The following is a 22,306-nucleotide window of genomic DNA, read 5'->3' as shown; positions in this document are numbered from 1 at the left end:
CCCGCGCAAGAAGTGAAAAGCGGGTCATGACGTCGTCTTAATGGCGCCCGGCTACGCGCCGCCCTGCTTTTCCGCAAACCTTTTCACGACTTTCCAGAAGGATCGCTTGATGAGCGAGTTCCATGAGGCGCGCCTGCCTGCGCGCCTGGCGTTCGGCTGCACCGGCGGCGTCGAGCGGCGGACCGACGTGGTGACCCTGGCCTCTGGCCATGAGCGGCGCACCAGTCCCTGGGCTCTGAGCCGCCGCCGCTATCTGATCGCCACCGCGCCGCGTCCGCTGGACGAGATCGCCGAGCTGGTCGCCTTCTTCGAGGCCCGGCGCGGGCGATTGCACGGCTTTCGGTTCCGCGATCCGGCGGACTGCAAGTCCTGCGCGCCGTCGGCTCAACCCTCTGCCGGCGACCAGGTGCTAGGAACCGGCGACGGCGCGCGCACGGTCTTCCAACTGCGCAAGACCTACGGGGCGGGGACGGAGGCGGTGGTCCGCACCCTGACCAAGCCGGTGGCTGGTTCAGTGAAGGTGGCGGTGGCGGGCGTGGCGCTGGCGCCGGGGGCTTTCGCCGTCGACGTCACGACGGGTCTGGTCACGCTCAACACCGCGCCGGTGGTGGGGGCGGCGGTGACGGCCGGGTTCGCGTTCGACACGCCGGTGCGTTTTGATCTCGATCGGCTGGACGTGACCTTGGAGGGTTTCGCCGCCGCCCGGGTCACGGCCTGCGCCCTGGTCGAGGTGCTGGTCTGATGCGCGCCTTGCCTGAAGGCCTGGACGAGACCCGTCTTTGCCATGCCTGGATCCTGACCCGCGCCGACGGGACGCAGCTGGGCTTTACCGACCATGACCAGCCGCTGGTCGTCGATGACGTCGATTGCAAAGCGCGCGCGGGCCTCAGTCCCGGCGCCGTCGAGAGCGCCGCCGGTTACGCGCCGGGACAAGCGGCGGTGCTGGGCGTTCTGGACGACGCGGGCGTCGACGCGGGTGACCTCGCCGCCGGCCTCTATGACGGCGCGCGGATCGAGGCGCTGCGGGTCGACTGGAGCGAGCCCTCTCGTCGCGTGTCGTTGTGGACGGCCACCATCGCCTCGATCACCCGCGAGGGCGAGGCCTTCACCGCCACCCTGGCCGGGCCCTTGGCGGCGCTGGAGCGGGTGGCCGGACGCACCTTCACCCGGCTGTGCGACGCGCGGCTGGGCGACGCCCGCTGCGGGATCACGCCCGCGCCCGGCGCGACCTGCGACAAGCGCTGGGCCACCTGCGTTACGACGTTCGACAACGGCGTCAACTTCCGAGGCTTCCCCACCGCGCCGGGTGAGGACTTCCTGACGCTGTACCCCGTCGAGGGCGAGCGCAACGACGGCGGGCGGCGGTGAGCCCCCACCGGGCCGCGCTGCGCGCGACCGTCCGCCCCCAGAGGGGGCGGAAGGATTTCCACCTTCCTCCCCCATCGGGGCAGGGGGACCGCCGAACGGCGGTGGAGGGGGCTTGCCGCGTGCTGGAGGAAACCCGCCTCTGGCTCGGCACCCCCTATCGTCATCAGGCCTCGACCCTCGGCGCCGGCTGCGACTGCCTGGGCCTCGTGCGCGGGGTCTGGCGGGGACTGTACGGCGAGGAGCCCGAAGCGCCGCCGCCCTATCGTCCCGACTGGGCCGAGCTCGGCGTCGGCGAGCCGCTGCTGGAGGCGTTCAGCCGCTGGCTGGTCGCCATTCCCTTGTCCCAGACCCGGCCCGGCGACGTGCTGGTCTTCCGCATGGCCCCCGGCGCGGCGGCCAAGCACTGCGCGATCCAGTCCGCGCCCGACCGGATGATCCACGCCTATTGGGGCCGCGCCTGCGTCGAGAGCGCCCTGGGCCGCTGGTGGCGCGAGCGGGTGGTCGCGGCGTTTCGATTTCCCTTCTGAGCAGGAGGCCGCATGGCTCAAGTCATCCTTTCCAGCGTCGGCTCGGCGATCGGCGGTCCGATCGGGGCGGTGGTCGGCGCGGTCGTGGGCGGCATGGTCGATCAGGCGGCGCTGTCGGCGCTGTCGCCCGCGCGGCAGGTCGGCCCGCGTATCCCCGAGCTGCGCCTGACGGGCGCGGCCGAGGGCGCAGCCCTGCCGTGCGTGTTCGGCCGGGCCCGCGTCGGCGGCCAAGTGATCTGGGCCGCGCGCTTTCGAGAGCGGCGGATCGAGGGCCGGGTCGGCGGCTCCAAGGGCCAGAAGACGACCGCCTACGCCTACAGCCTGTCGTTCGCCGTCGCGGTGGCCGAGGGACCGATCGACGGGATCGGCCGGGTCTGGGCCGACGGCCGGGTCATGGATCTGTCAGGCGCGACGATGCGCGTGCATCGCGGAACCGAGGACCAGCTTCCCGACCCGCTGATCGCGGCGATCGAAGGCGACGCGCCGGCCTATCGCGGCGTGGCCTATGTGGTGTTCGAGGATCTGCCGCTGGAGCCGTTCGGCAATCGCCCGCCGCAGCTGTCCTTCGAGGTCTTTCGCCGTCCGCGTCCGCCTGGAACCCTGGGGCTGGAGGAGCGGCTGAAGGGCGTGTGCCTGATCCCGGGGGCGGGTGAGTTCGTCTATGCGACCGAGGCCGTGCTGCGCCGCGAGGGCCTGACCCGAACCGCCAGCGAGAGCGTGCACAACGCCGAGGGGCGCCCCGACCTGATGGTGGCGTTGGACCAGTTGCAGGCGCAGCTGCCCAACGTCGATCATGTGACGCTGGTGGTCGCCTGGTTCGGAACAGACCTGCGCTGCGGCCGGTGCCAGATCAAGCCGGGCGTCGAGGGCGCGGCCAAGGACACCCTGCCGCTGAGCTGGAGCGTCGCCGGGGTCGAGCGCGCCGACGCGCATCTGATTTCGCTGAAGGACGGTGCGCCGGCCTATGGCGGCACGCCCGCCGACGCTGTGGTGCTCCAGGCTATCGCCGAGCTGAAGCGGCGCGGGCTGAAGGTGACGCTCTATCCGTTCATCCTGATGGACAACCCGCCGGGTCAGCCGGCCTATCCCTGGCGCGGCCGGATCGTCTGCGAGGCCGGCGCCGACGGTACAGCCGCCGCGACGGCGCAGGTGGACGCCTTCTTCGACGGCGAATGGGGCCTGCGCCGCATGGTGCTGCATCAGGCGGCCCTGGCGGTCCAGGCCGGCGGGGTGGACAGCTTCATCATCGGCTCGGAGCTGCGCGGCCTGACCACCACGCGCGGCGCCGGCGGGACCTATCCGGCCGTCGACAAGCTCAAAAGCCTCGCCACCGACGTGCGCGCTGTGCTGGGGGCGTCGACCAAGCTCGGCTACGCCGCCGACTGGAGCGAGTATTTCGGACATCAGCCGGCCGACGGCTCGGGTCACGCGGTGTTCCACCTCGACCCGCTGTGGGCCGATCCGAACATCGATTTCGTCGGCGTCGACTGGTATCCGCCCGTCACCGACTGGCGCGACGGCGAGGATCACCGCGACGCCGAGGCCGGCTTTCTCGGACCGCACGACCCGGCCTATCTGCGCGCCGGCCTGACCGGCGGGGCGGATTTCGACTGGTACTACGCCAGTGCCGCCGACCGCGACGCCCAGCGCCGCACCCCGATCACCGACGGCGCCCACGGCGAGGCCTGGATGTTCCGGGCCAAGGACCTGCTGTCCTGGTGGAGCCAGCCGCATCACGACCGCCCTGGCGGTGTCCGCTCCGCGACGCCGACGGCGTGGATTCCCATGTCCAAGCCGATCCGCCTGACCGAGTTCGGCTGCCCGGCCGTGGACAAGGGCGCCAACTCGCCGAACCTCTTCATCGACCCCAAGAGCTCGGAAAGCTACCTACCGCCCTATTCGAGCGGCGAGCGTGACGACTTTGGCCAGCGGCGCTATCTGGAGGCGGTGCTGGCCTGGCTGGACGAGCCGGGCGCCAATCCGATCTCGCCGCTGTATGGCGGGCCGATGGTCGAGGCGGCCAGCGCCTGGTGCTGGGACGCGCGGCCGTTCCCGGACTTTCCCGCCCGCGCCGATGTCTGGACCGACGGCGGCAACTGGCTCCTGGGTCACTGGCTGACCGGCAGGACCGGGATCGCACCCTTGCCCGAACTGATCATGGCTCTGGGCGCGCGGGGCGGGGTGGCCATCGATCCCGGCGAAGCGGGCGGGGCGGTGGATGGCTATGTCGTCGACCGCCCGATGCGGCTGCGCGAGGCGCTTTGGCCCCTCACCGAGGCCTTCGCGCTGGATCCGGTCGAGCGCGGCGACCATGTCCGGATGGTGTCGCGGACGGGACGGGCGGCCGCGTCCCTGGCGGCGCAGGCGCTGGTTCTGCCCGAGGACGGCGCGGCCGAGCGCGAGACCCGCACCCTGGACCCCGCCGTCGAGGCCCTGCGCCTGCGGTTCGTCGACGCCGGGCGCGACTACCAGGTTGGCGCGCTGATCGTCCGCCGCGAGGCGGGGCAGGGAACGCGCGATGTCGATGCGCCGATCGTGCTGTCGGCGGCCGAAGCCGGGGCCGTGGTCCGCCGGATGCTGGACGCCGACGAGGCCGCGCGGCGTTCGCGGATCGTGCGGCTGTCGCCCTCCGACGCTTTGCGGTTCCAGCCCGGCGACCGCCTGACGCTCGACGGTCAGGTCTGGCGGGTGCAGCGCCTGGACCTCGACGAGCGGCCGCGCGCCACGCTGGTTCCGGTGCTGCGGTCGCGCGGGGTGGCGGCGGTGATCGACTGGACGCCCAGCCCGCCGCGCGAGCCGGCCTCGCCGCCGGTGCTGCACCTGCTGGACCTGCCCAGCGCCGGCGACCTCTCCGACGAGGCGCGGCCGCTGGTGGCCGCAGCCGCCGAGCCTTGGCGGCCGCTCGACATCCATGCGGGCGCCGGCGTCGAGACCTTGAAGCTCCGCGCGCGGGCGTTCTCGCCCGCCACGCTGGGCGTCACCCTGACCGATCTGCCGCCCGCCTCGCCGCACCGGCTGGACCGCTCGGGCTTTCTCACCGTGCGGATGGAGGGCGCGGGTCTGACCTCCGCCCCGCTGGCCGCGGTTCTGGCGGGCGAGAACGCCCTGGCGGTTCGTGCGCCATCCGGTGACTGGGAGGTGATCGCCTTCCAGGCCGCCGCGTTGATCGCGCCGGACGTCTGGCGGCTGTCGGGCCTGCTGCGGGGCCAACGTGACGGCGCGGCGAGCGGAGCGGTGATCCCGGCGGGTGCGGCCGTGGTGCGGCTGGATGAGGCGTTGGTTCCGATGAGCGTCGCCGCCTTCGAACGGGGCGCGCCGCTGATGATCCGCGCCGCGCCCTCGGGCGGACCGCCGTCTGGACCCGGCATGACCCAGATCAGCGCCGTCTGGAGCGGCCGCGCCCTGCGGCCCCTGGCGCCGGCCCATCTTCGCAAGCGCATGATCGGCGGGGACCTCCTGGTGTCCTGGATCCGCCGCGCCCGCGTCGGCGGGGATGTGTGGGACGGCGAGGTTCCGCTGGGCGAGGGCGTCGAGCGCTATCGTGTCCGGGTGCTGGACGGGGGTGCGGTTCTCCGCGAAATCGAGGTGGAAACACCCGCCTTCACCTACGCTGCGGCTCTGCGCGCGGCCGACGCGCCCCCGGCCGGCGCACGCTTGGAGGTGACCCAGGGCTCGGCCCTCTACGGCTGGGGCGCGCCCGCGATCACAAGTCTGTGGTAAATTTATCACATCCGCCCTTGCGCGCCGGGCTGGACGTTCTAGATGGAGGGGGCTACCCAACCCGCAGCTTAACTCAGAGGACCTTCCTTGGCGCGCGACCCGTATCAGGAACTCGGCGTTTCCCGCACCGCCACCGCGGACGAGATCCGCAAGGCGTTCCGCAAGCTCGCCAAGCAGTATCACCCGGACACCAATCCGGGCGACAAGAAGGCCGAGGAGCGCTTCAAGCAGGTCAGCGCCGCGTTCGACATCGTCGGCGATCCCGAAAAGCGCAAGAAGTTCGACTTGGGCCAGATCGACGCCGACGGGCGCGAGACGATGCGCGGCTTCGGCGGACAGCCCGGCAACGGTCCGTTCAACGCCGGCGGCTTTGGCCAGGGCGGCTTCCACCGTTCCAGCGAAGGTCCCGAGATTGACCTGTCCGAACTGTTCGGTGGCATGTTCGGCGGCGGGGCCGGCGCGGGACGCGGCCCCTTCGGGGGCGGCGCGGGCGGCGGCTTCTCGGCCAAGGGCGCTGACGTCAAGGCGCGCCTCGACATCGACCTGGAAGACGCCATCAAGGGCGGCAAGAAGCGCGTGGCCTTCTCGGACGGCCGCACGATCGACGTCACGATCCCGGCGGGCGCCCAGGAGGGCCAGACCCTGCGCCTGAAAGGCCAGGGCTCCCCGGGGCGTGGCGGTCAGGGCGACGCCCTGATCGAGCTGGCCATCAAGCCGCACCCGATCTATCGCCGCGAAGGCGAGGCCCTGGTCATGGACCTGCCGGTCTCGATCCCCGACGCGGTGCTGGGCGGCAAGGTCGAAGCCCCAACGCCTGACGGCAATGTCATGCTGGCCGTGCCCAAGGGCAGCAACAGCGGCCAGACCCTGCGCCTGAAGGGCCGGGGCATGCCCGACGGCAAGGGCAAGCGCGGCGACCTCCTGGCGCGCCTGGTGGTCACCCTGCCCGAGACCGTCGACCAGGACCTCGAAAAGTTCGCCGAGGCCTGGCGCGCCCAGAAGCCCTACACGCCGAAACGGAAGTAGCGTCTGTGCGGGGCGTTTCGTCACGCCGTTCGTTCGCGACGTGTGCGGCCGTGACAGAACGCCGCGCGCCGTTCATAACCCGGACGTTCAGCCTCCATTCAGCCGAGGTCCTGTAGACCCGAGAGCATGAAACCGATCCGCGCCCTCATCGTCGCCGCCGCGCTGGCCGCCGTCCTTCCGGACGCCGCCTTCGCGCAACGCCGTCCGGACTCGCTGGGGGCCGACTGGCGTCAGCAGCAGGACCAGGCGCGTGGTGGCGTGCAGTCGGGACGCCTCGTGCCGCTGTCGCGGGTGATCGAGATGATCAGCCGCCGCACGCCGGGACGGGTGCTGGACGCCGGCCTCGAAGGCGGCAACTACCGGGTTCGCTGGGCTGCGGCCGACGGTCGCCGCATCGACTTCATCGTCGACGCCCAGACCGGCCAGATCCTCAGCGGCGGCTAATAAGGACTTCACGTCATGCGCATCCTGCTCGTCGAGGACGATCCCGACCTGACGCGCCAGCTGAAGCTGGCCCTGGCCGACGCCGGCTACGCCGTCGACCACGCGCCCGACGGCGAGGAAGCCCAGTATCTGGGCGAGAACGAGCCCTACGACGCGGTGATCCTGGACTTGGGCCTGCCCAAGGTGGATGGCGTGTCGGTGCTGGAGCGCTGGCGGCGCGGCAATGTCACGACGCCGGTGCTGATCCTGACCGCGCGCGGCGCCTGGAGCGACAAGGTCGCCGGCTTCGACGCGGGCGCCGACGACTACCTTGCCAAGCCGTTCCACACCGAGGAGCTGCTGGCCCGTCTTCGGGCGCTCCTGCGCCGCTCGGCTGGCCACGCCGCGCCGTCGCTGTCGTGCGGGGCCCTGCGCCTGGACCCGCGCGCGGCCCGCGCCAGCGTCAATGGCGAGCCGCTGCGCCTGACCTCGCTGGAATACCGCCTGCTGCATTACATGATGATGCACCAGGGGCGGGTGATCGGTCGCACCGAGCTGGTGGAGCACCTGTACGACCAGGACTTCGACCGCGACTCCAACACCATCGAGGTGTTCATCGGCCGCCTGCGCAAGAAGCTGGGCGCCGACCGGATCGAGACCGTGCGCGGCCTGGGCTATCGCCTGGCGGCGCTGCCGGGCGAAGAAACTGCCTAGTCCTTTGCTGGACCTGCGTCGCCGTTCGCTGGTCCGTCGTCTGGTCCTGATCGCCGGGATCTGGACCCTGCTGGTCGTGCTGATCGCAGGCGTGTTCCTGACCGCCCAGTTCCGCGACGCGGCCATCCGACGCTTCGACCAGTCGCTGGCGGTGCTGACCGACGACCTCTACGCGGGGTCAAGCGTCGACAATGGCCAGCTGCGCGCGCCGTTCCTGACCGATATCCGCGCCACGCGCGCCTATTCCGGCCGCTACTGGGTGATCCTCGACAAGCGACCCGACGGGTCGATGAAGGCGATCGAGCGCTCGCGCTCACTGTTCGACAGCGACCTGATGCTGTCCTCGGCCCAGATCGATCAGCTGGATGCGGCGCCGGGCAAGACCCAGTACTTCGACATGCGCGGGCCGCAGGATAAGCCGCTGCGGGCGGCTGCGGTGCAGGCTCGGCTGCCCGGCTATCCCGATCCGGTGGTGTTCCTGGCCGCCGAGGACCGCTCGCCGATCGACGCCGACGCCGATCGCTTCGCGGGGATCACCGCCTTCGCCCTGCTGATCCTGAGCGGCGGCCTGATCCTGGCGGTGGTGGTGCAGGTGCGGTTTGGCCTGCAGCCGCTGTTTCAGCTGCGCCGCGAGGTCGCCCATGTCCGCCGCGGCAAGGCCGAGCGCGTGGACGGCCGCTATCCCGAGGAGCTCGAGCCCCTGGCCGCCGAGCTGAACGCCCTCCTGGCGCACAACCAGGAAGTGGTCGAGCGTCAGCGCACCCACGTCGGCAACCTGGCTCACGCCCTGAAGACTCCGCTGTCGGTGATGCTGACCGAAGCCAGTCAGCAGCCGGGGCAGCTGGCCGAGGTGGTGACTCGTCAGGCCCAGACCATGCGCGAGCAGGTCGATCACCACCTGCGCCGCGCCCGCGCCGCCGCCCGCTCGCAGACCAGCGGCGAACGAACCCCGGTTGAGCCGATCCTGGATGAGCTGGCCGTGACCCTGGAACGCATCTTCCAGGACAAGGCGAACGGCGCCGGCGTCGAGATCGACTGGCGCTGCCCTGAGGACCTGTGTTTCCAGGGCGAGAAGCAGGACCTGATGGAGCTGGCCGGCAACGTGATGGAAAACGCCGGCAAGTGGTGCCGGGGCAAGATCCGCGTGGACGCCGTCCCGGTGGGCGAGGCGCGAATGAGCCTGACCGTCGACGACGATGGCCCGGGCCTGCCGCCGGAGGAGCGCGCCCAGGCGCTCAAACGCGGACAAAGGCTGGACGAGAACGCGCCCGGCTCGGGCCTGGGACTTTCCATCGTCGACGAACTGGCGCGGGCCTATGGCGGCTCGGTCCAGCTGGGCGAAGCGCCGCTGGGCGGATTGCGTGTGACGCTTGATCTGCCGCGCGCGGTGTCCTGACCAGGCGTGCGCGACCAACCGTCGCGCAACATTTCGGATAACGCGGTATTCATAAGCTAAGCCGCAGGCTGAACACGCTTTTTGGGTATAGGCGGAGCGCCGGACCGCAAGATTCTTGTTACGTTTCGGAAATCCTTAACCTCGTTTCGAACATGGTTGCTTGTCGGAAGACTCGCTCCGGCACGGGGGATCATGGCCGCCATCGCCGCGCATAAACTGCAGATCATCCAGACGCTGGTGGAAACCGCGCCTGATGCGGCGTTGCGCAGCCTCGAACTGGCGCTGTCGAGCGTCGGATCGCAGAGCGCGCTGGCCTCGGTGCGCGGTCTCGTCGAGGACGAGACAGCCGATCGTTATGTTCGCAACACCATCCTGGCCCCGATCGTGCCGCTATGCGCGACGCGCGCGCCGGGGCAGATCGCCTTTCCCTCGCCCGTGCTGCCGCGTCTTTGGCGGGCGCTGAAGTCGGAGGCGCCTGGCCGGATGGAAGAGGCGGCCGCCCGCTGCAACCCGTGGGATCTCGAGAACGGCGTCCCCGAGGTGTTCGATGAGCTGTGCCGGCTGGCTGCGGCTGGCCTGCGCGATCCGGAGAACGCGGCCTTCGATGGCGTTCGCTCACTCTGCGATCCGGAACAACTGGCGCTTTGCCTGCAGCTTTCGGCCCTGACGCGAAGCTGCCTACCCAAGCTGGCCGAGTGGGTCAGCCGGATGTCCGAGGAGCGCGCCGCCGCCGCGCGTCTGACCTATCGCGACGCCTGCCGGATCAGCGAAGACGCGGGCCCGCTGTTGCTAGACATCCTGTCGGCGCACCTGCCTGACGACTGGCGGATCATGCGCGTGATCTCCGCCGTGATGGATCGGCCGACCGACCGTTACCTGGCGAGCTCCGAGGTGGCGCAGTTCGGCGAGCGCCTGCTGGGTCAGATCGATGACGCGATCGCGCTGATCGAGACGTTCAGTTTCGCCGGCGGCGAAAAGGCTGGACGCGAGGCCGCCCTGGCCGCGCAAAAGGCCCAGCTACAGATGGCCGAGATCCAGCAGTCTGTCGAGATCGCCAAGGACGGTCCGTGGGGTAAACGGCTGGCTCGCCAGAAGCAGGCGGTGGCCAAGGCCTGCGAGCACCGGATGGATCAGGCCGACAAGGAGTTGGAAAAGGCCCTTCCGACCCGGCCGATCTCAATGATGGCCAAGAAGGGCGCCCGGGGCGTCGCCAAGCTAGTTGATGAGCCCGATCCCGACCTGATCCAGCGCGCCCAGTCGGCCCTGATCTTCGTGGCCGAGCTGCGCGCCTGCGCCGACAAGGCCGGCTATGGCAGCTCGCGCGCCAAGGTCCTGGAAAAGCTGAACACGCGTCTGGATCCCTATATCGAGGACGTCCTGCACGTGGCCCGAACGGGCGAGGGCGGCGACTCCGCCCTGGCGATCAAGTATCTCGACGTGGCGGCGGGCTTCATCGCCTACACCCGCGACGAAAAGACCGCCGAGATCGTCCGCCGCCGCGCCGCAGCCGCGATCGCGGCATAGCTAACCGTCCAGCCAAGCCGCTAGCGCCGCATTGACCTCCGCAGGACGCTCCAGGGTGACGACGTGCCCGCAATCCTTCGCGATCGTGAGGCGCGCCTGTGGGATCAGACCCGCCATCTCTTCTGACAAGGCCGCCGGCGTGAGCGGATCGGACTCGCCGACGATGATGGCGGTCGGCACGTCGATCGCCGACAGCAGAGCGCGGCTGTCGGGACGGGCGATCACCGCCTCGGTCTGGCGGGCGAAACCCTCCATCCCCACAGCCAGACCCATCCGTGCACTGATCGCATTCAACTCGGGATCGCCCTTCCGGCTGGGGTGGGTCAGGGCGTCCGCGCCCAGGGCGCAGAACCGCTCGAAGCCCACGGCGCGCGCTTGGGCGACCATCTTGCGTCGCCCGGCGCTTTGTTCGGGGGTGTCGGGCCTGGCCGAGGTGCAGATCAGCGCCAGCCGTGACACCCGCTGCGGGGCCTGGCGAAGGATCTCGAAAGCCAGGTAACCGCCCATCGAAACGCCGGCCAGGGCGAAGGTCGGCGGCGCGGTCGCGAGAATCTGGGCGGCCATCTGGGCCAGGGTGTCGCCGTGAAGGGTGTTGGCGATCATGACCGGGCCACGCGGCCACAGCACGGGGAGCTGCGGTCCGAAGATTTCCTCGGAGCACAGCAGGCCAGGGACCAGCAGGGTCGGCGTCATGAGACCTCCGTCGGCGGGCGCCCCAGAATGACGGGGGCGAGGCGTCCTTAAGCGCTTTTTCCTCTAACGGCGACAGCCGGAACAAGCTAACACGCGACCATGATCGCTTTCTGGATCGCCGCGGCGGGCTTGTCGGTCGTGACGGCTGGACTGGTGTTGCGCGAGGCCGCGCGCGCCCGGCCCGTCGACGACGCCGAGACCCGGCTGGAGCCGCATCGTCGCCGCCTGGCCGAGGTCGAGCGCCTGGCCCAGGATGGCTTGCTGGCCGAAGATGAGCTGAAGGCCGCCCGCGCCGAGGCGGGGCGCAGCCTGCTGGCCGCCGCCGAGCAGTCGGAAACCTGGCGCCGTGACGGCGCCGGACCGCGCAAGGTCGCCGTCGCCGCCGTCGGTGTGGCCTGCGCCGCCGCAGCCGGCCTCTACATCATGATCGGCCGTCCCGGTCTGCCCGACCAACCCTTCGCCCAGCGCGTCGCCGCGTGGCGCGCCGCCGATCCGGCGACGCTCGACCCGGGCAAGATCGCCGCCGTGCTGGAGGGCGTCGCCGCCGAGCGTCCCAACGATCCCGAGCCGCTGGTGTTCATGGCCAAGGCTCGCGCCGCCGCAGGCGACATGGCCGGGGCCGAGCAGGCTTTGCGCAAGGCGGTTCGCATCGCCCCCAAGCGCGCGGACATCTGGAGCCTGCTGGGCGAGACCTTCGTGATCGAGGCCAAGGGCCAGATCGGTCCGGACGCCAAGCTGGCCTTCGGCGAGGCGCTGAAGGCCGATCCGGCCGATGTCCGGGCCCGCTACTACCTGGCGCGCGCCCGGATCGCCGAGGGCGATGTCGTCGGCGGCCTGGCGGACTGGCGCGGTTTGCTGGCCGGTCTGGCGCCGAACGCGCCTGGCCGCGAGTCGCTCGCCGCCGAGATCGCCCTGGTGCAGGCGTCGGGCAAGCTGCCGGGTGCTGAGCCCGCCGCCGAGGCCAATCCGCAGGTTCAGGGCATGATCGCGGGCATGGTCGATGGCCTGGCTCAGCGCCTGAAGCAGTCGCCCGATGACCCCGACGGCTGGGTGCGCCTGGTGCGCGCCTATGCGGTGCTGGGCGAGACGGCCAAGCGCGATGCGGCCCTGGCCACGGCCACGGCCCTCTTCAAGGACCAGCCCAAGGTCATGTCGGCCCTTCGCCAGGCCGCCGACACCCCGGCTCAAGCCAAGACGACGACCCCATGAGCTTCTGGCCCCAATCCCGTAAGGCGCGCCGACGCCTGACCATCCTGCTGGCCATCGCGCCGGTGCTGGCCCTGGCGGTCGGCCTGGCGCTCTATGGCCTGCGCGACAGCATCTCGCTGTTCTACACGCCCGCCCAAGCCCAAGAGGCCAAGGTCTCCGCCGGCCGCAAGGTGCAACTGGGCGGCCTCGTGCAGCACGGCAGCGTGGTCAAGCACCCGGACGGCAATGTCGAGTTCGTCGTCGCCGACCAGAAGGCTACCGCCAAGGTCGTTTATCACGGCGACCTGCCCGACCTGTTCCGCGAGGGGCAGGGCATCGTCGCCGAGGGCAGCTTCAATGACCAGGGCGTCTTCGTCGCCAAGCAGGTGCTGGCCAAGCACGACGAGCGCTATATGCCGCGCGACGTGGCCAAGGCGCTGAAGAAGCAGGGCGAGTGGCGCGGCGAGGGCGCCGGTGCGCCGGCCTATGGGAAGCCCGCGCCATGATCGTCGAACTTGGCGCCTTCGCGCTGATCCTCTCGCTGCTGCTGTCGGTCGCGCAGACGGGGCTGTCGGCCGTCGGCGGCGCGCGGCGTTCGCCGGTGCTGGCGGGCGCGGGACGCGGCGCGGCGCTGGCGACCTTCCTGGCGGTGCTGGTCGCCTTCGCGGCGCTGATCTACGCCTTCGTGACCTCGGACTTCTCGGTCGCCAACGTCGCCGCCAACTCGCACACCGACAAGCCGATGCTCTACAAGGTGGCCGGCGCCTGGGGCAGCCACGAGGGCTCGATGCTGCTGTGGTGCCTGGTGCTGACCGGCTACGGCGCGGCGATGGCCTTCTTCGGCGACAGCCTGCCGCCGCGCCTGCGCGCCTACGCCATCGCGGTGCAGGGCGCGTTGGGCGTGCTGTTCCTGGCCTATACGGTCTTCGCCTCGAATCCGCTGGCGCGCCTGCTGGACGCGCCGATCGAGGGGCGTTCGCTGAACCCGCTGCTGCAGGACCCGGCCCTGGCCTTCCATCCGCCGTTCCTCTACGCGGGCTATGTCGGTTTCTCGGTCGTCTATTCGCTGTCGCTGGCCGCGCTGATCGAGGGCCGGATCGACGCGGCCTGGGCGCGCTGGGTGCGGCCCTGGACCCTGGCGGCCTGGAGCATGCTGACTGTCGGCATCACGCTGGGCGCCTTCTGGGCGTATTACGAGCTCGGCTGGGGCGGCTGGTGGTTCTGGGACCCCGTCGAGAACGCCAGCTTCATGCCCTGGCTGATCGGCGCGGCCCTGCTGCATTCGGCCATCGTCACCGAACGGCGCGGCGCTTTGCCGGGCTGGACGGCGTTCCTGGCCCTGGCGGCCTACACCTTCTCGATGCTGGGCGCGTTCCTGGTCCGCTCGGGCGTGCTGACCAGCGTCCACGCCTTCGCCGTCGATCCGACGCGCGGCGTCCTGCTGCTGATCATGATGGGCGTGGCGGCCGGCGCGGGCTTCCTGCTGTTCGGCATCCGCGCGCCCAGCCTGAACCGCGGCGGCCAGTTCCGCCCCATCAGCCGCGAAAGCGCGATCGTCCTCAACAATATCCTGCTGTCGACGGCGACGGCGGTGGTGCTGCTCGGCACGCTCTATCCGCTGATCCGCGAGGCGATGGACGGCGAGGCGGTGTCGGTGGGCGCGCCGTTCTTCAACCTGACCTTCACGCCGCTGATGATCCTGGCCTTCGCCGTGCTGCCGGCCGGGCCGCTGCTGGCCTGGAAGCGCGGCGACGCCAAGGGCGTGGCGCGCAAGCTGTGGATCGTCCTGGCCCTGGCGGCTCTGCTGGGCCTGATCGCCTACGCCATGGTCCAGCCGCGCAAGGCCCTGGCCAGCGGCGGCCTGGTTGTCGGCTTCTGGCTGATCGGTGGCGCGCTGCTGGAGATGGGCGAGCGCCTGAAGCTGTTCCGCGCCCCGGTCGCCGAAAGTCTCCGCCGCGCCCGGGGCCTGCCGCGCGGCGCCTGGGGCACGACCCTGGCCCATGCCGGTCTGGGCGTTTTCGTGCTGGGCGCGTCGTTCGAGACCGCCTGGCGGGTCGAGGCGGCCCAGGCCCTCAGCCTCAATGGCAGCCAGCCGTTGGGCGCCTACACCGTGACCCTGGCCGACGTGGTCACGGTCGAGGGGCCAAACTTCCTGGCCGAACGCGGGATCGTGAAGGTCACCGACAAGTCGGGCGCAGAGGTCTGCCGCGCCGCGCCCGAGCGCCGCTTCTATCCGACCGGCGCGCAGACCACATCCGAGGTGGCGATCTGCGCCAAGGGCCTGGACGACATCTATGTCGTGATGGGCGAGCGCCGCGCGGGCGAGGGCGGCAAGCCGGCCTGGCTGGTGCGCGCCTATGTGAACCCCTGGGTGCGACTGATCTTCCTGGGGCCGCTGCTGATGGCGATCGGCGGGATCGTCTCGCTGTCGGACCGCCGGGTGCGCCTGGGCGTGGGCCGGCGGACCGGGGAGGCGACGTCGTGAGGCGGGTGCGCGCGCTTTTGATCGCGGCGGCGGCGGTTGCGCTGACGGCCGGCGCGTCGGACCCGTCAGAGCGTTTGCCCGACCAAGCGCAGGAAGCGCGCGCGCGGACGCTTTTCAAGGAAGTGCGTTGCCTGGTCTGCCAGAACGAGTCGATCGACGACTCCGAGGCCCAACTGGCTGGCGACCTGCGGCGAATTGTCCGCGAGCAGGTCAAGGCCGGCCGCAGCGATGCGCAAATCCGCGACTTTCTGGTCGAGCGCTACGGCGAGTTCGTTCTGCTAAAGCCCCGTTTCTCTGGAGGAAATGCGGTGCTCTGGCTGGCGCCCGTGGGGGTCCTGCTGGTGGGTGGTGTTCTGATGGCGGGCCTCCTGCGTCGCCGCGAGACGCCCGAACCGGCGCTTTCACAGGACGAGGAAGAGCGTGTTCGGCGTCTGCTCGAAGGCGATTGACACGATTGCGCCGAAATAGCGCCGCAAGAAGCGCCTTCCGGATGACGGAAAGATAGTGCGAGAACCATTGCACCTTTCAATGCCGCGACTAGGTTCTCAAAGAGATCGGGGCCGCGCGCCGGGCGCGCGGGTGACGTTAAGGGACCGCGTCCGTGGGACGTGGGTGAGGAAAGACGAGAATGACCGCTAGGAAGTCGGGTTTCATTGTGGGCGCCGTCGCGGGCGCGGGCGTCGCTTGTGCGGCCCTGGCCGGAATGGGCATGCGGATGGGGACGGCCGACGCCGCCCAGGCCCCGGTGACCCGCGCGTCCGTGGCCAGCGCGCCGACCTTCGCGCCGCCGCCGGGCGCGCCGATGTCGTTCGCTGACATCTTCGAGAAGGTCTCGCCCGCCGTCGTCCAGATCAATGTGACCTCGAAGGCCAAGGCGCCGTCGCTGCGCATTCCGGGCCTGGAAGGGTTCGACATCGTGCCGCGTGGTCAGCGCCGTCCGGGACAGCCGGGCCAGGACCAGCAGGACGAGGACGGCGACACGCCGGCGACGCCGAAGCAGCAATCGGCCGGCTCGGGCTTCTTCATCTCGGCTGATGGCTACATCGTCACGAACAACCACGTCGTGGCCGACGCCGACGACATCCAAGTGGTGTTGAAGGACGGTCGAGAGCTGAAGGCGACGCTGGTCGGCCGCGACGAAAGCACCGATCTGGCCGTGATCAAGGTGGTCGACCCGAAGGCCAAGGGTAAGGACTTCACCTATGTGAACTTCGAGAACCAGGCCAAGCCGCGCGTCGGCGACTGGGTCATCACCATCGGCAACCCGTTCGGTCTGGGCGGTACGGCCACGGCCGGCATCATTTCGGCCTATGACCGCAACCTGCAGGACAACACCTCGTCCTTCGTGCCCTACATCCAGATCGACGCGCCGATCAATCGCGGCAACTCGGGCGGTCCCAGCTTCGACATCTATGGTCGGGTGATCGGCGTCAACAGCGCCATCTACTCGCCGTCGGGTGGTTCGGTCGGCATCGGCTTCGCTATCCCGGCCGAGGTCGCCGAGGGCGTGGCCAAGCAGCTGATCGCCAACGGCAAGGTCGTTCGCGGCTATATCGGCGTCAGCATCCTGGCCTTCAGCAGCGAGATGGGCGAGGCGCTCGGCTTGCCCGACGTCAAGGGCGCGATCGTCTCCGACGTCGTGCCGGGCGGCCCCGCCGCCAAGGCCGGCCTGCTGCCGGACGACATCCTGGTGGCCGTCAACGGCGTCAAGATCGCCGACAGCAGCGAACTGACTCGTGAAGTCTCGAAGGCGCGTCCGGGCGAGACGATCAAGATCTCGATCATCCGCGACCGCAAGCCGCGTGTGGTGGAGATCAAGTCGGGCACGCGTCCGTCGGAAAGCAGCCTGGCCGTGAACGGCGACGATCAGGACCAGAACAGCGACTCGGCGACGCCGGATAAGCCCGCCAGCCAGAAGGTCGACGCGCTGGGCCTGACCCTGTCGCAGATCGATGCGGCCGCGCGTCAGACCTACAAGATCGATCCCGAGATCAAGGGCCTGCTGATCACCGGCGTGAAGGGCGACAGCGACGCGGGCGAGAAGGGCCTGGCCAAGGGCGATGTGCTGGCCAGCATCAACGGCGCGGCGGTCGCCAGCGCGGCCGACGTGGCGAGTGCGGTCGAGACCGCCCGAAAGGCCGGCCGCACCAGCGTTCTGGCCAAGGTGGTTCGCCAGAACCGCTCGGTCTTCGTGCCGCTGAAGATCGCGCCGTAAGCGATCCGCTCTCGAACCAATCGCCCCGTCCAGGACCCCCTGGGCGGGGCTTTTTCGTATCTGTCCAAGGTTTAAGTTACGGCGGTCGTCGAAAACGCTATCAACCCTGACGACTATCGCGTGATGCGCGGAATCGGGGGAACGTCCAAGGTTCCACCACCGTGTCTGGCGCCTGAGGGGCTATACGATGCGTATTCTGATTATCGAGGACGACCTGGAAGCCGCCGGCGCCATGGCGCACGGGCTGAAGGAGGCCGGCTACGACGTTGAGCACGCGCCGGACGGCGAGGCCGGCCTGGCCGAGGCCCAGAAGGGCGGCTACGACGTGCTGGTCGTCGACCGGATGATGCCCAAGATGGACGGCGTCACCGTGGTCGAGACCCTGCGTCGCGAGGGCGACCAGACGCCGGTCCTGTTCCTGTCGGCCCTGGGCGAGGTCAATGACCGCGTGGTCGGCCTGAAGGCCGGCGCCGACGACTATCTGGTCAAGCCCTACGCCTTCCCCGAGCTGATGGCCCGCGTCGAGGCCCTGTCTCGCCGCCGCGAGACCGGCGCGGTGGCAACGACCCTGAAGGTCGGCGAGCTTGAGATGAACCTGATCAACCGGACGGTCCATCGCCAGGGCAAGGAGATCGATCTGCAGCCGCGCGAGTTCCAGCTGCTGGAGTTCATGATGCGCCACGCCGGCCAGTCGGTGACCCGCACCATGCTGCTGGAAAAGGTCTGGGAATACCACTTCGACCCGCAGACCAACGTCATCGACGTTCACATCTCGCGCCTGCGCAGCAAGATCGACAAGGGCTTTGACCGGGCCATGTTGCAGACGGTGCGCGGCGCCGGCTACCGGCTGGATCCGTAACCTTCATCCGACCTCCCCGGCGAATGCCGGGGCCCAGATCGAAGGGCCAAGCGGCGCCGGACTGGATCGTCGCTCAGGCTGAATCTGGGTCCCGGCATTGGCTTCGCCGCACTGACGTGTCGCCGGGAAGGTCGGGAATTCAATGCTCCGAACTCCAATGAGGTCGGATTCGAGGGGGCCTTAGCGCCTACCAAACCATGCGTCTGCCGCGCCTTCTCCGCACCACGCCGTTCCGGCTGACCCTGCTGTTCCTGGCCCTGTTCGCGGCGGCCGCCAGCGCCTTCCTGGGCTATATCTATGTGGCCACGGCCGGCGAGGTGAACCGCCGCGCCCAGGCCGAGATCAGCCGCGAGTTCGAGAGCCTGGAGGCCGCCTATCGCCAGGGCGGCGTCGACGCGCTGAACCAGACCATCGTCGAGCGGGCCGCCGGCGAGCGGCCGTTCCTCTATTTCCTGGCCGACAAGACCGGCAAGCGGATTTCCGGCTCGATCGAAGAGTCGCCGATCTCGGGCTTCACCGGCGACGGGCCGGAATGGGCCAGCTTCAAGGTCACCGAGACTGATCTGGACGGCGCCGAGGTCAAGGCTGCCGCGCGTGGCGTGCAGCAGCGCCTGGAAAACGGCGAGATCCTGTTCGTCGGCGCCGATGTCGACGCTTCGGAGGCCTACGTCCGCAAGATCGTGCGGGCGCTGTGGGGCGCGGGGGCGCTGGTCATCCTGCTGGGCATGGCCGGCGGGGTGCTGATCAGCCGCAATGTCAGCCGCTCGATGCAGGGGCTGGTGGACGTGGTCAACGCGGTGCGCGGCGGCGATCTGCACGCCCGCGCCCGGGTGCGGGGAACACGCGACGAGTATGACGAGCTGGCCGAGGGCCTGAACGACATGCTCGACCGGATCGAGCGCCTGATGGGCGGCCTGCGCCATGCCGGCGACGCCATCGCCCACGATCTGCGCTCGCCGCTGACCCGCCTGCGCGCCCGCATGGAGGTGGCCCTGATCGACGCCGAAAACGGCAAGGGCGACCCGGTCGCAGCCCTGGAGACGGCGCTGCAGGACGCCGACGGGGTGTTGAAGACCTTCAACGCCGTGCTGGCCATCGCCCGTCTGCAGGCCGCCGGTTCGGCGCCGGACCAGCGGCAGTTCGACGCCTCGGAGCTGGCTGGCGACATGGCCGAGCTCTACGAGCTCTCGTGCGAGGACAAGGGCCTGGACTTCAAGGCCGAGATCACGCCCGCCCTGACCATCAAGGGCAATCGCGAATTCCTGGCCCAGGCCCTGGCCAACATCCTGGACAACGCCATCAAGTACACGCCCGAGGGCGGGGCCATCATGCTGCGCGCGCGCCGGACCTCGTCGGGCGAGCTGGAGTTCTCGGTCACCGACACCGGGCCGGGCGTGCCGGAAGCCGACCGAGCCCGCGTGGTGCAGCGCTTCGTGCGCCTGGAGAACAGCCGCAGCGAACCCGGCGCGGGCCTGGGCCTGTCGCTCGTCAGCGCCGTGGCCGCCTCGCACGGCGGTCGTCTGGAGCTGTCGGAAGGTCCCGGCGAGTACAACGGCTCGGGCCCCGGCCTGCGCGTGGCGCTGGTATTGCCGCGCGTCGAGTAGTTACGGAACGATCTAGATCCGCTTCATGCTGATGATCTTCACCGGCGGGTTCAGGATCTGGCCCTTCATCGACGGCACGTTGGTCGGGCCGTCCGTGCGACCGCTGAGGATCTTCTTCACGACGTCCATGCCTTCGACGACATAGCCGAACACGGCGTAGCCTTGGGCGGCGTCGCTTTTGCCGGGCTTGGCGTCGAGATAGGGCTGGGGGCTGGCGCAGATGAAGAAGTCGGCGGTGGCGCTGCCGGGGGCGTCGCGGCCCATCGAGATGGCGCCGGCCTTGTGCTTGAGGCCGGTCTTCAGCGTGCTCTCGTGAGCGATCGGCGGCGCGCGGCGCGAATAGGGCTTGGGCTGGCCCTGGATCGAGCCCTGGCCGGGCGCGCCCTTGGCCCGGTTGGCGCGGAAGAACTGCCCGCCGTCGAAGCGATGCTTGTCGACATAGCGCAGGAAGTTCTCCGAGGTGATGGGAGCCTTCTTGTCCTCCAGCTCGACGACGATGGTCCCCTTGTCGGTCTGGATCGCCACGCGCGGCTTGCCGGCGGCGAGGGCGGGGGAGGCGGCCCCGACCAGAAGCGGCGCGGCGGCCAGGGCGCCGATCAGGGCGCGGCGGACGATCTTCGAAGCGGTCATGGCGGCTCCCTTGGTGTCGACGGGTGATCGCACGAGGGAGGAAATTTGTCTCGCTCCCCATCACGGGGGAAGGGCGGCGCAGAAAAAAGTGACCGCTACCATAATTCTCCATCGCAAGACTGCTGTTCGCTGAGCTAGGGTCCCGGTGTTGGGGACGACCGCAGATCACATGCGGCGGTGATGAGGGAAGGGAAGGCGCATGGGGGCTGAAAGCCAGGCCGCTCCGGGCAAGGGGCGCGACACGATGGTCGTGGGGGCGTCGTCGCTCGGCACCGTGTTCGAGTGGTACGATTTCTATCTTTACGGCTCGCTGGCGCCGATCATCACCAGCCATTTCTTCTCAGGCGTCAACGAGACCACAGGCTTCATCCTGGCCCTGCTGGCCTTCGCCGCCGGTTTTGCGATCCGGCCGCTGGGCGCGCTGATCTTCGGCCGGTTGGGCGACCTGTGGGGCCGCAAGAACACCTTCCTGATCACCATGCTCTTGATGGGGGTCTCGACCTTCGTCGTCGGCCTTCTGCCGTCCTACGCCCAAATCGGCGTGGCCGCGCCGATCGCCCTGGTGCTGATGCGCCTCGTTCAGGGCCTGGCCCTGGGCGGCGAGTACGGCGGCGCGGCGACCTATGTGGCCGAGCACGCTCCGGCCGGTAAGCGCGGCTTCTATACCAGCTGGATCCAGACGACGGCGACGATCGGTCTGTTCCTGTCGCTGGCGGTGATCCTGGCCGCCCGCATCCAGTTGGGCGAAGAGGCGTTCAAGGCCTGGGGCTGGCGCATTCCGTTCCTGGTCTCGCTGCTGCTCTTGGGCGTGTCGCTGTGGATTCGCCTGAAGCTGCACGAGAGCCCGACCTTCGAGCGCATGATCGCCGAGGGCAAGGGCAGCAAGAAGCCGCTGGCCGAGGCCTTCGGCAACTGGCCCAACCTGAAGATCGTGCTGCTGGCGCTGGTGGGCTTGACCATGGGCCAGGCGGTGGTCTGGTACACCGGCCAGTTCTACGCCCTGTTCTTCCTGGAAAAGACGCTGAAGCTGGACGGGGCGCTGGCCAACACGCTGGTGGCCGTGGCGCTGCTGATCGGCACGCCGTTCTTCGTCATCTGCGGCTGGCTGTCGGACAAGATCGGACGCAAGCCGATCATCGTCCTGGGCTGCCTGCTGGCGGCGCTGACCTATTTCCCGATCTTCAAGGCGATCACCACCTACGCCAACCCCGTGCTGGCCAAGGCCGAGGCGACCGCGCCCCTGGTGGTCACCGCCGACCCGGCCACCTGCGCCTTCCAGTTCGACCTGATCGGCAAGGCCAAGTTCAACACCCCCTGCGACGTGGCCAAGGCCTATCTGGCCAAGGCCGGCGTCAGCTACAGCGTCCAGGCCGCGCCGGTCGGAACGCCGACCACGGTTCAGGTCGGGGGCGTGACGCTGGACGGGCTCGACGCCAAGGGCGCAAGCGGCAAGGCCTTCGCCGACGCCCGCAAGGCCTGGGAGGCCGACCTTGGCGACCAGCTTAAGGCGGCCGGCTATCCGGCCAAGGCCGATCCGGCGCTCGTGAACAAGCCGGCGGTGATCGGCCTTCTGGCGCTGCTGGTGATCTATGTGACCATGGTCTACGGCCCGATCGCGGCGATGCTGGTCGAGCTGTTCCCGACCCGGATCCGCTATACGGCGATGTCGCTGCCCTACCACATCGGCAACGGCTGGTTCGGTGGGTTCCTGCCCACCACGGCCTTCGCGATCGTGGCGGCGACCGGCGATATCTATTCGGGCCTCTGGTACCCGGTCATCATCGCCGGGATCACGGCGGTGGTCGGTGGCTTCTTCCTGAAGGATACGCGCCACAACCCGATCGAAGACTAGGCAAAATTCGCTCCGCGCCCGGCGATGGGTCATCGCCGGGTTGCGTTCGGGCGCCCTTTCGGCTTCGCTGAAGCTCGAGGGG

Annotated in this window: 19 protein-coding genes and 1 pseudogene; 17 read left to right on the top strand and 3 right to left on the bottom strand. The window is 69.7% G+C overall.

Annotated elements, in window-relative coordinates; all coding sequences use genetic code 11:
• Nucleotides 1-106: 106 nt before the first annotated feature.
• The 9 genes from CSW63_RS18005 to CSW63_RS17965 all read left to right on the top strand — a co-directional run bounded on the left by CSW63_RS18005 (nucleotide 107) and on the right by CSW63_RS17965 (nucleotide 10,698).
• Nucleotides 107-742, top strand: a complete 636-nt coding sequence (locus CSW63_RS18005; RefSeq protein ID WP_082749707.1) for a DUF2460 domain-containing protein — start codon at nucleotides 107-109, stop codon at nucleotides 740-742.
• Nucleotides 742-1,368 (top strand): DUF2163 domain-containing protein, encoded by a 627-nt coding sequence (locus tag CSW63_RS18000; protein ID WP_062099125.1) that lies wholly within the window; start codon nucleotides 742-744, stop codon nucleotides 1,366-1,368. The genes CSW63_RS18005 and CSW63_RS18000 overlap by 1 nt, the downstream gene beginning before the upstream one ends.
• 119 nt (nucleotides 1,369-1,487) lie before the next feature.
• Complete coding sequence (locus CSW63_RS17995; protein ID WP_369797884.1) at nucleotides 1,488-1,895, top strand: NlpC/P60 family protein; 408 nt, start codon at nucleotides 1,488-1,490, stop codon at nucleotides 1,893-1,895.
• Between the two features lie 12 nt (nucleotides 1,896-1,907).
• Nucleotides 1,908-5,615, top strand: coding sequence for a glycoside hydrolase/phage tail family protein (locus CSW63_RS17990; protein WP_210408496.1), 3,708 nt, complete (start codon nucleotides 1,908-1,910; stop codon nucleotides 5,613-5,615).
• An 87-nt stretch (nucleotides 5,616-5,702) separates the two neighbouring features.
• A complete protein-coding gene (locus CSW63_RS17985) occupies nucleotides 5,703-6,641 on the top strand; it encodes a DnaJ C-terminal domain-containing protein (protein ID WP_062094387.1) in 939 nt (312 codons plus the stop codon).
• Between the two features lie 126 nt (nucleotides 6,642-6,767).
• A complete protein-coding gene (locus tag CSW63_RS17980) occupies nucleotides 6,768-7,085 on the top strand; it encodes a PepSY domain-containing protein (RefSeq protein ID WP_062094385.1) in 318 nt (105 codons plus the stop codon).
• Nucleotides 7,086-7,100: 15 nt separating this feature from the next.
• Nucleotides 7,101-7,778 carry a response regulator transcription factor gene (locus CSW63_RS17975; RefSeq protein WP_062094383.1) on the top strand — a complete coding sequence of 226 codons (678 nt, stop codon included), beginning with the start codon at nucleotides 7,101-7,103 and terminating at the stop codon, nucleotides 7,776-7,778.
• A 4-nt stretch (nucleotides 7,779-7,782) separates the two neighbouring features.
• Nucleotides 7,783-9,174: a sensor histidine kinase gene (locus tag CSW63_RS17970; protein WP_062094381.1), complete on the top strand. Its 1,392-nt coding sequence runs from the start codon at nucleotides 7,783-7,785 to the stop codon at nucleotides 9,172-9,174.
• 192 nt (nucleotides 9,175-9,366) lie between these two features.
• On the top strand, nucleotides 9,367-10,698 hold the full coding sequence (locus tag CSW63_RS17965) for a hypothetical protein (protein ID WP_062094379.1): 1,332 nt from the start codon (nucleotides 9,367-9,369) through the stop codon (nucleotides 10,696-10,698).
• On the opposite strand, the gene CSW63_RS17960 is transcribed toward CSW63_RS17965, so the two are convergent.
• Nucleotides 10,699-11,391 (bottom strand): alpha/beta fold hydrolase, encoded by a 693-nt coding sequence (locus CSW63_RS17960; RefSeq protein ID WP_099503115.1) that lies wholly within the window; start codon nucleotides 11,389-11,391, stop codon nucleotides 10,699-10,701.
• Between the two features lie 99 nt (nucleotides 11,392-11,490).
• On the opposite strand from CSW63_RS17960, the gene ccmI reads away from it, so the two are divergent.
• The 6 genes from ccmI (at nucleotide 11,491) to uczR (ending at nucleotide 18,138) form a co-directional block, all read left to right on the top strand.
• Complete coding sequence (gene ccmI / locus CSW63_RS17955; RefSeq protein ID WP_062094375.1) at nucleotides 11,491-12,600, top strand: c-type cytochrome biogenesis protein CcmI; 1,110 nt, start codon at nucleotides 11,491-11,493, stop codon at nucleotides 12,598-12,600.
• Complete coding sequence (gene ccmE, locus CSW63_RS17950; RefSeq protein ID WP_062094374.1) at nucleotides 12,597-13,085, top strand: cytochrome c maturation protein CcmE; 489 nt, start codon at nucleotides 12,597-12,599, stop codon at nucleotides 13,083-13,085. Before ccmI ends, ccmE begins: the two co-directional genes overlap by 4 nt.
• The gene (locus tag CSW63_RS17945; RefSeq protein WP_062094373.1) at nucleotides 13,082-15,064 is read left to right on the top strand and encodes a heme lyase CcmF/NrfE family subunit; all 1,983 of its coding nucleotides are present in this window, start codon (nucleotides 13,082-13,084) and stop codon (nucleotides 15,062-15,064) included. Before ccmE ends, CSW63_RS17945 begins: the two co-directional genes overlap by 4 nt.
• A complete protein-coding gene (locus tag CSW63_RS17940) occupies nucleotides 15,061-15,513 on the top strand; it encodes a cytochrome c-type biogenesis protein (protein WP_062094372.1) in 453 nt (150 codons plus the stop codon). The genes CSW63_RS17945 and CSW63_RS17940 overlap by 4 nt, the downstream gene beginning before the upstream one ends.
• Before the next feature lie 179 nt (nucleotides 15,514-15,692).
• Nucleotides 15,693-17,279: a Do family serine endopeptidase gene (locus CSW63_RS17935; RefSeq protein WP_062094371.1), complete on the top strand. Its 1,587-nt coding sequence runs from the start codon at nucleotides 15,693-15,695 to the stop codon at nucleotides 17,277-17,279.
• 187 nt (nucleotides 17,280-17,466) lie between these two features.
• Complete coding sequence (gene uczR, locus CSW63_RS17930) at nucleotides 17,467-18,138, top strand: two-component system response regulator UczR (RefSeq protein WP_062094370.1); 672 nt, start codon at nucleotides 17,467-17,469, stop codon at nucleotides 18,136-18,138.
• A gap of 8 nt (nucleotides 18,139-18,146) precedes the next feature.
• Here uczR and CSW63_RS24210 read toward each other — a convergent pair.
• A pseudogene (locus tag CSW63_RS24210) lies at nucleotides 18,147-18,236 on the bottom strand (sulfoxide reductase heme-binding subunit YedZ); the annotation flags it as partial.
• Between the two features lie 99 nt (nucleotides 18,237-18,335).
• Between CSW63_RS24210 and uczS the strand changes: the two are divergent.
• A complete protein-coding gene (uczS, locus tag CSW63_RS17925; protein WP_062094369.1) occupies nucleotides 18,336-19,742 on the top strand; it encodes a two-component system sensor histidine kinase UczS in 1,407 nt (468 codons plus the stop codon).
• 12 nt (nucleotides 19,743-19,754) lie between these two features.
• On the opposite strand, the gene CSW63_RS17920 is transcribed toward uczS, so the two are convergent.
• Nucleotides 19,755-20,372: a peptidylprolyl isomerase gene (locus tag CSW63_RS17920; protein WP_062094368.1), complete on the bottom strand. Its 618-nt coding sequence runs from the start codon at nucleotides 20,370-20,372 to the stop codon at nucleotides 19,755-19,757.
• A gap of 199 nt (nucleotides 20,373-20,571) precedes the next feature.
• Between CSW63_RS17920 and CSW63_RS17915 the strand changes: the two genes are divergently transcribed.
• Complete coding sequence (locus tag CSW63_RS17915; RefSeq protein ID WP_062094365.1) at nucleotides 20,572-22,224, top strand: MFS transporter; 1,653 nt, start codon at nucleotides 20,572-20,574, stop codon at nucleotides 22,222-22,224.
• Nucleotides 22,225-22,306: the final 82 nt, after the last annotated feature.

It is taken from the genome of Caulobacter sp. FWC26 (assembly GCF_002742645.2).
GTDB lineage: Bacteria > Pseudomonadota > Alphaproteobacteria > Caulobacterales > Caulobacteraceae > Caulobacter.
This window is presented reverse-complemented; position numbering and strand designations above follow the sequence as displayed.

Excerpts from the sequence above, each read along its gene's own strand:
- CSW63_RS17915 (WP_062094365.1), top strand. The coding sequence starts at position 20,572 with ATGGGGGCTGAAAGCCAGGCCGCTCCGGGCAAGGGGCGCGACACGATG.
- ccmE (WP_062094374.1), top strand. The coding sequence starts at position 12,597 with ATGAGCTTCTGGCCCCAATCCCGTAAGGCGCGCCGACGCCTGACCATC.
- uczS (WP_062094369.1), top strand. The coding sequence starts at position 18,336 with ATGCGTCTGCCGCGCCTTCTCCGCACCACGCCGTTCCGGCTGACCCTG.
- CSW63_RS17990 (WP_210408496.1), top strand. The coding sequence starts at position 1,908 with ATGGCTCAAGTCATCCTTTCCAGCGTCGGCTCGGCGATCGGCGGTCCG.
- CSW63_RS17980 (WP_062094385.1), top strand. The coding sequence starts at position 6,768 with ATGAAACCGATCCGCGCCCTCATCGTCGCCGCCGCGCTGGCCGCCGTC.
- CSW63_RS18000 (WP_062099125.1), top strand. The coding sequence starts at position 742 with ATGCGCGCCTTGCCTGAAGGCCTGGACGAGACCCGTCTTTGCCATGCC.
- CSW63_RS17965 (WP_062094379.1), top strand. The coding sequence starts at position 9,367 with ATGGCCGCCATCGCCGCGCATAAACTGCAGATCATCCAGACGCTGGTG.
- ccmI (WP_062094375.1), top strand. The coding sequence starts at position 11,491 with ATGATCGCTTTCTGGATCGCCGCGGCGGGCTTGTCGGTCGTGACGGCT.
- uczR (WP_062094370.1), top strand. The coding sequence starts at position 17,467 with ATGCGTATTCTGATTATCGAGGACGACCTGGAAGCCGCCGGCGCCATG.
- CSW63_RS17975 (WP_062094383.1), top strand. The coding sequence starts at position 7,101 with ATGCGCATCCTGCTCGTCGAGGACGATCCCGACCTGACGCGCCAGCTG.
- CSW63_RS17960 (WP_099503115.1), bottom strand. The coding sequence starts at position 11,391 with ATGACGCCGACCCTGCTGGTCCCTGGCCTGCTGTGCTCCGAGGAAATC.
- CSW63_RS17935 (WP_062094371.1), top strand. The coding sequence starts at position 15,693 with ATGACCGCTAGGAAGTCGGGTTTCATTGTGGGCGCCGTCGCGGGCGCG.
- CSW63_RS17920 (WP_062094368.1), bottom strand. The coding sequence starts at position 20,372 with ATGACCGCTTCGAAGATCGTCCGCCGCGCCCTGATCGGCGCCCTGGCC.
- CSW63_RS17945 (WP_062094373.1), top strand. The coding sequence starts at position 13,082 with ATGATCGTCGAACTTGGCGCCTTCGCGCTGATCCTCTCGCTGCTGCTG.